General features: G+C 63.7%; 7 protein-coding genes and 1 pseudogene. 5 read left to right on the top strand and 3 right to left on the bottom strand.

Going from position 1 to position 6,478, the window contains the following annotated elements; all coding sequences use genetic code 11:
* Positions 1 to 505, bottom strand: a pseudogene (locus tag MOV75_RS23295) (hypothetical protein); the annotation flags it as partial.
* Positions 506 to 871: 366 nt separating this feature from the next.
* On the opposite strand from MOV75_RS23295, the gene MOV75_RS23300 reads away from it, so the two are divergent.
* The 3 genes from MOV75_RS23300 (at position 872) to MOV75_RS23310 (ending at position 2,770) form a co-directional block, all read left to right on the top strand.
* On the top strand, positions 872 to 1,468 hold the full coding sequence (locus tag MOV75_RS23300; RefSeq protein WP_246929864.1) for a L,D-transpeptidase: 597 nt from the start codon (positions 872 to 874) through the stop codon (positions 1,466 to 1,468).
* 118 nt (positions 1,469 to 1,586) lie between these two features.
* Positions 1,587 to 2,570, top strand: coding sequence for a hypothetical protein (locus MOV75_RS23305; RefSeq protein ID WP_246929863.1), 984 nt, complete (start codon positions 1,587 to 1,589; stop codon positions 2,568 to 2,570).
* Positions 2,571 to 2,587: 17 nt separating this feature from the next.
* Positions 2,588 to 2,770, top strand: coding sequence for a hypothetical protein (locus MOV75_RS23310; RefSeq protein ID WP_246929862.1), 183 nt, complete (start codon positions 2,588 to 2,590; stop codon positions 2,768 to 2,770).
* Between the two features lie 9 nt (positions 2,771 to 2,779).
* Here MOV75_RS23310 and MOV75_RS23315 read toward each other — a convergent pair whose 3' ends face one another.
* Together MOV75_RS23315 and MOV75_RS23320 are read right to left on the bottom strand one after the other, a co-directional pair.
* The gene (locus MOV75_RS23315) at positions 2,780 to 3,214 is read right to left on the bottom strand and encodes a hypothetical protein (protein WP_246929861.1); all 435 of its coding nucleotides are present in this window, start codon (positions 3,212 to 3,214) and stop codon (positions 2,780 to 2,782) included.
* A 120-nt stretch (positions 3,215 to 3,334) separates the two neighbouring features.
* The gene (locus MOV75_RS23320) at positions 3,335 to 3,799 is read right to left on the bottom strand and encodes a MarR family winged helix-turn-helix transcriptional regulator (protein WP_246929860.1); all 465 of its coding nucleotides are present in this window, start codon (positions 3,797 to 3,799) and stop codon (positions 3,335 to 3,337) included.
* Between the two features lie 101 nt (positions 3,800 to 3,900).
* On the opposite strand from MOV75_RS23320, the gene MOV75_RS23325 reads away from it, so the two are divergent.
* Both MOV75_RS23325 and MOV75_RS23330 read left to right on the top strand, forming a co-directional pair.
* Positions 3,901 to 5,823: an FAD-binding monooxygenase gene (locus MOV75_RS23325; protein WP_246929859.1), complete on the top strand. Its 1,923-nt coding sequence runs from the start codon at positions 3,901 to 3,903 to the stop codon at positions 5,821 to 5,823.
* 155 nt (positions 5,824 to 5,978) lie between these two features.
* A partial coding sequence (locus MOV75_RS23330) for an SH3 domain-containing protein (protein WP_247006689.1) occupies positions 5,979 to 6,478 on the top strand: 500 nt, incomplete at its 3' end.

The raw sequence follows: 6,478 nt of genomic DNA on the forward strand, positions 1-6,478 counted from the left end.
CGGTCTGCGACGTGGCGGTCAAGGATGTGGAAGGCAGCAGCGACGCCACGACCGGGGTCCATTCGGCGAGCATCTGTTTGGCGGTATCGCCGTGCTTCTCCCAGGCGACGGCGGCGGCTGCGCTTCCTCCCGCGAACAGGAACGTGACGAATGCACCGCGCAGCCACCTGCCCACGGCAGATCGCTTTCGCGGGCCACTGCCATCGCTCGCTGCGACACGTATGGCGGTATCGACAGAGGGTGGGGGCGCCGCCGGCGGCTCCGAGACAGGACTGAACCTGGGCTCCAGAGAGATTTTGCGCTCTAGCGAGAATTTGGGCTCCGGCGCAAATTTCGGTTCCGGACGCGTCGTGACGTCAGGCGCCAGCGCCGGCGCCACGCTGATGGGGCGCGATGCCAGCACGATGTCGGGCGAAATCTGAATAGCGTCGTGCGGATCGTTGTCCTTGACCGTGTCCTTCACGATCTCATCGACGATTTGCTTAGGGTTCAGCGTCGCGAGCATCGCAGCTCCTTTGAAGCCCAGATGTTTGAAACCCGGGTGTTAAGTCCTGGTCGTCCGCATTGGCGCGAGCCGATCTCTTGAGGCGAGCCCCCAAACTGATGAGCCCGGCCGATGACGCACGAGTCCAGCCGGGTTTGACCAAAGCAAGGCGAGGGGATGGAGATGATGCGACGCTCCTTCCGCGGTTTGTGGTGATGGAACCCACTTTGTCGAACACGCGCATGTGTTCCGCGTTGCCTTGTTTTCAGCACGATTTTGGCAGCATCTGGGGAGGCTGGGGGCGCTGCTATCCGCTATCGGGGGCCGGCGGTGCCAAGATCCTTAATCGCCTTGTTCGTTGTTGCCTTGCTGCCGCTGGGCGGCTGCATGCAGGCAACGCTTTCGCCGTCGACCGACGCGAGCATGACGCCACGCGACCGGCAGTTGCTCGCTCACACGCCTTACGCGCAGGCGAACGTGCCGGAGCAATATCTCCGTCATGTCGTCGACTACAACCGCAAGGAGCAGCCGGGCACCATCCTCGTCGATACCGACGCGCGCTACCTCTATTACGTGCTGCCGGATGGCAAGGCGATCCGCTACGGCGTTGCGGTCGGCGAGGAAGCCATGGCGTTCTCCGGCGTCGCGCGGGTCGGCCGCTTGGCGGAATGGCCGGACTGGGTTCCGACGGCAGATATCCAGGCGCGGCTTGGACCGTATCCGGCGCGCGTTCCCGGCGGTCCCGCCAATCCCTTAGGCGCGCGTGGCATCTATCTCTATGCCGGCAACAAGGACACGCTCTACCGCATCCACGGCACCAACCAGCCGGAATATATCGGGCAGGCGATCTCGTCAGGGTGCATCCGCATGCGCAACGAGGACGTGATCGATCTGTACGACCGGGTGAAGCTCAATTCGATGGTCGTGGTACTGCCGCCCGGACAGAGCGCGCGGGCCGAGGCGGGCTCGCGCTGGCGCGGCTAAGCCCGCACGCGAAGATGGCGCGACATCGCTGGCGCGTGCTTACAGACAATTTTATCCATTGTCTTGCGCGCGCCGTAACGCTTCGCGTCTAGCGTGCAGCGGGCAAGGGGTTGCTCGCATGTATCTCGTCAAGAATTCGCCTCGCGCGCTGTTCGCCGCGCTAATTCCGCTCGCTATCGTCGAGGCCGTGCTGCTGGTCTTCGCCGTCGCGGGAGGGCAGGTGACCGATCCGGTCGGTGTGCCGGCGCCGGATCAGATCCTGGTGTTCTATGCCAGCCGCATGGCGATGAACGCCGCCTTGCTGTTCGCCGGACATATGCTGCTGCGGCAGTGGACGGTCTCGAGCCGGCTTGCCTACGGTCTGATGGGCGGCGTCATGGCGGCGGTGAGCTACGGCATTGCGATCCGCAACCACATCCAGCTGGCCGCGCCCGGCGACGGGACTGTGGTGACCATCGGCCTGTTGCCGACCATCGCGGGCATGATCGGCGGATTCCTCTACGGCCAGTTCGCCGGGGTGAGCCCGGTTGCGCGCGCAGCCGCGGAGGCTGCCGGGGCCGTTGCACCAAGAAATCCGCCCCTGGTGTTCAACGGGCCGGTCCGCGTCCGCACGTCGTTTGCAGGCATCGTCATTGCCGCACTGATCCCGACGGTGCTCGCAACCCTGCTGCCCTACACGCTGCTGCCACTGCTGATGAACGGCTTTGCGGACAAGAGCACGGCACACATCTTCGCGGCGGTGATCCCGGCGCAGACCTTCATGGTCATGATGGTGATCTCGGTCATTCCTTCAAGCATCTTCATGCTCTGTGTTCACCACGTCGCGCGGGCCATGAGCCGCCCTAATGCGTGGGAATACGCGGTCATTGGCGGCGTTGCGGCGTTCGCCTGCACGCTGTTGCTCGCGTTCGCAGTGCCGCTGCTTGCCTTTCTCGTGGTGCCGGCAGGCTTCTGCGGAGCCGTCATGGGCGCGCTCTATCGCCGCTTCGCCGGTATCGAGCCGATGCCGCTACCGGAAGCCGTGATCGCAACCGATCCGAACGCGCTGGTCGATGCCGATCATCCGTCGCGGCACCAGCATGGCGTCATCCTCAGCAACTGATCTCCGGGGACGGAAACATGAAAGAGCTTGCGGCGCTTGGCGCGGGATTGGCGATCGCAGCCGTGGCGGCGCTCTGGTTCACGACCGGGCCCGTGGTGGTAAACGCTGAGATCAAGCCGCTGCAACCGAGTGCGAATATGCCGACCTTCAGGCCCGTTCCGACCGAACTGGCCGGCCCGAGCGGTCGTGACAACCGCTGACGCGCTCGCCTAATTCTCGGGCCGGGCAACGCGCCATTGCAGCGTCGTGGCATTGCCGTTGGCATCGCCCGGCGTCTTGTCGGCGGCCGAGGTGTAGAGCGGGCGGTAGCGGTACGCCCACATCCTGCTGCCGTCGTTGCGGCTGATCACGGTGAAGTCGCCGATGGCCCTGGCGTCGGTCGTTGCGGGCAACGGCACCCAGCTCTCGGTGCACTTGCCGTTGCAGTTCGACGTTTTGCCGGTGGTATCGCGCTCGTAATAATAGAGCGTCATGCCCTTGAGATCGACGAGCTTGGGACCCTGCTTGGTAATGACCACCTTTGCTGGTGCGGTCGTCGCCTCGGGCTTAGGCGGAGGAGGGGCGTCGCTGCCGCCATGGCCGTTTGCGAGCGCATGGCCGGTCGAGAGCGCGATGGCCGCAGCCGCAATGAGGAACCTGAACATCCGAAACCCCCGAACCGCAAAGTTAATCGCGCGTTAAGCGCAGAATGTCGCCGACCCTAACAGCCGAAGGTTAGTTCCTGGTTTCGGCGCGCCGCGACAATTACGTACAAAAATACCGGATCATGTCTGCATGTCGCGGAGCGGCGCGCGGCTCAGATCGTTGCCGGCCGCAATCGTCTTGCGCAGCAGCCGCATCAATTCCTCGCTCTCCTTCGCGCTGAGACCACGCAGCATGATGCGCTGCGCCGATTCCACGGCCGGCGTGATCTTCCGCAGCGTGCGCCGGCCCTCGTCGGTAACCTCGAGCTCGCGGGCGCGGCGGTCGCGGCTGGAGGCGCGGCGCTCGACCAGCTTCTTCTGCACCAGGCGATCAATCACGCCGGTGATGGTCGTGCGGTCATAGGCGATCAATCCTGCGAGCGTCACCTGGTCGAGCCCCGGATTGGCCTTGATGGTCGCGAGCGCGGCATATTGCACCGGCGTCAGGTCGAAGCCGGCATCTTCGACCTCGGCCAGAAACACGGCCACTGCGATCTGCTGGAATCGGCGCGCCAGATGCCCGGGCATGTCGTTGTTGTCTTTCACCGAGTTCTCCGTTTGGACAAGGGCGGTGCGGATCGTTGACAAGTATACTGATAGTCAGCATACTGATCAATATCAAAACAGAGCGTTGACGGGAGAGGTTCATGCAATTCCATCTGAATGGATTTCAGCCGGGCGATCCCGAGATTGCCGATCCTGCCGAGCGCGTTCAGGCCTCCGGCGCAGCGGGCGCCGTGCCCGCCGAGGTCGATGTCCTTATCGTCGGATGTGGCCCTGCGGGCCTCACGCTCGCCGCCCAGCTTGCGCAATTCCCCGACATCAAGACCTGCATCGTCGAGCAGAAGCCGGACCGGCTGCTGGTCGGACAGGCCGACGGCATTGCCTGCCGCACCATGGAGATGTTTCACGCCTATGGCTTCAGCGAGCGCGTGCTGAAGGAGGCCTATTGGGTCAACGAGACGACGTTCTGGAAGCCGGACGAACGCTCGCCCGAGACCATCATCCGCAGTGGCCGGGTGCAGGACGTCGAGGACGGGCTGTCTGAATTCCCGCACGTCATCCTCAACCAGGCGCGTATCCACGACGGCTTTCTCGACGTCATGCGCAAAGCGCCGGCCAAGCTGGAGCCGCATTACAGCCGCCGCCTGATCGACCTCGCGGTCGATCAGGCGGCGGGTGACGACGATCATGCCGTAACGGTGCGGCTTGAACGCGTCGATGCCGCGAATGAAGGAAAGATGGAGACGATCAGGGCGCGCTATGTCGTCGGCTGCGATGGCGCCCGAAGCACGGTGCGCAAGTCGATCGGCCGCGAGCTGCACGGTGATTCCGCCAACCACGCCTGGGGCGTGATGGACGTGCTGGCCGTGACCGATTTTCCGGACATTCGCTTCAAGTCGTTGATTCAGTCGGCGAAGGACGGCAGCCTGCTGATCATTCCTCGGGAAGGCGGTTACATGGTTCGCATCTATGTCGAGCTCGCCAAGCTCGAGGTCGGCGAACGCGTCGCGAATCGCAGCATTACCGCCGACGACGTGATCGCCAAGGCGCAGCGGATCCTGAAGCCGCATATGCTCGAAGTGAAGGAGATCGCCTGGTGGTCGGTCTACGAGATCGGCCAGCGCCTGACCGACAAGTTCGACGACGTGCCGGACGCGGAGATCGCAACGCGCCTGCCGCGCATCTTCATCGCCGGCGATGCCTGCCACACCCACAGCCCGAAGGCGGGGCAGGGCATGAACGTCTCGATGCAGGACGCTTTCAATCTCGGGTGGAAGCTCGCCGCGGTGCTGCGCAAGCAGTGCGCCCCGCACCTGTTGCATTCCTATTCGGCGGAGCGCCAGGCGGTTGCCAAGGAGCTGATCGACTTCGACCGCGAGTGGGCGGGAATTCTCGCCTCCGCCGCCAAGGCCGGCGGCGCCGATGCCGCCAGGACGCAGGACTATTTCGTCAGGCACGGCCGCTACACCGCCGGCACGGCGACGCATTACGCGCCGTCCATCCTCACCGGTGCAGTCTCGCATCAGCATCTCGCAGAGGGCTTCATCATCGGCAAGCGCTTCCATTCCGCCCCGGTAATCCGGCTCGCGGATGCAAAGCCGGTGCATCTCGGACATGCCGGGCAGGCCGATGGTCGCTTCCGCATCTACGCATTTTCGCCCGCCGAGAATCCCGCAGCGTCGGGCTCTGCCATTCGTCGCTTGTGCAATTTTCTCGCCGAGTCCCCGAAATCTCCGATCCGGCGATACACGTCTAGAAGCTCGGACATCGACAGCGTGATCGATCTGCGCGCAGTGTTTCAGCAGGATCATCGAGAGCTCGCGATCAAGGCAATGTCGCCCATGTTGCTCCCAAGCAAGGGCCGTTACGGCTTGTACGACTACGAAAAGATGTTCTGTCCGGACCTCAAGAGCGGCCACGACGTTTTCGCAATGCGCGGTATCGATCGGACCGCCGGCTGCATGGTCGTGGTGCGGCCCGATCAGTATGTTGCGACCGTAGTGCCGCTCGATGATTTCGCCGGGCTAGCATCGTATTTCGACGCGTTCATGTTGCGGCTCAAATGACGGTCCGGCAGCGCCGCTTGCGCACCGCTCGATGAACGGCGGATGAATATTGAACCGCGCGTAGCGTGCGTTTCATTCTTTCGGCGGATGAGATCTCCGCACACGGAACGCCTGCTCCGATTACGCGTTCCGACTCGAAAGAGGAGGAACACGCCATGAAATTCAAGACCGCTTTACTTGCCGCATTGCTGCTCGCGCCAACGGCCGCATTGGCCGCGCCGGGCATCGTCACCGTCTCGACCGGCTTGCGCGCCGGGCCGGGTACGGGTTTTCCGCTGGTTGATCGCATCCCCGAGGGCGCCCGCGTCAACATCCATGGCTGCCTGCGCGGCAATGCCTGGTGCGACGTCAGCTTCTCAGACGATCGCGGCTGGGTGTCGTCGCAATATCTCGAATATCTCTATCGCAACCACTACGTCTATCTTCCCGACTATGTCGATGTGATCGACGTTCCTGTCGTCCCCTTCGTGCTGACGTCTTACTGGTCGAGCCACTATGGCGGACGTTCCTGGTATCGACGCCACGCCTATTGGAATAATTACTGGAGCTCGCATCAGAGCGTCGCGACGCGGATGACGATTGATCCGCGCGCGGCCCGGATCGGTCGCGCAGCAACGCGCGACGCGGCGATCGCACTCGAACGCAGCGGCGTGCG

The sequence above is a fragment of the Bradyrhizobium sp. PRIMUS42 genome (genome assembly GCF_023006515.1).
Taxonomy (GTDB): domain Bacteria; phylum Pseudomonadota; class Alphaproteobacteria; order Rhizobiales; family Xanthobacteraceae; genus Bradyrhizobium.

Excerpts from the sequence above, each read along its gene's own strand:
- MOV75_RS23315 (WP_246929861.1), bottom strand. The coding sequence starts at position 3,214 with ATGTTCAGGTTCCTCATTGCGGCTGCGGCCATCGCGCTCTCGACCGGC.
- MOV75_RS23300 (WP_246929864.1), top strand. The coding sequence starts at position 872 with ATGCAGGCAACGCTTTCGCCGTCGACCGACGCGAGCATGACGCCACGC.
- MOV75_RS23310 (WP_246929862.1), top strand. The coding sequence starts at position 2,588 with ATGAAAGAGCTTGCGGCGCTTGGCGCGGGATTGGCGATCGCAGCCGTG.
- MOV75_RS23325 (WP_246929859.1), top strand. The coding sequence starts at position 3,901 with ATGCAATTCCATCTGAATGGATTTCAGCCGGGCGATCCCGAGATTGCC.
- MOV75_RS23305 (WP_246929863.1), top strand. The coding sequence starts at position 1,587 with ATGTATCTCGTCAAGAATTCGCCTCGCGCGCTGTTCGCCGCGCTAATT.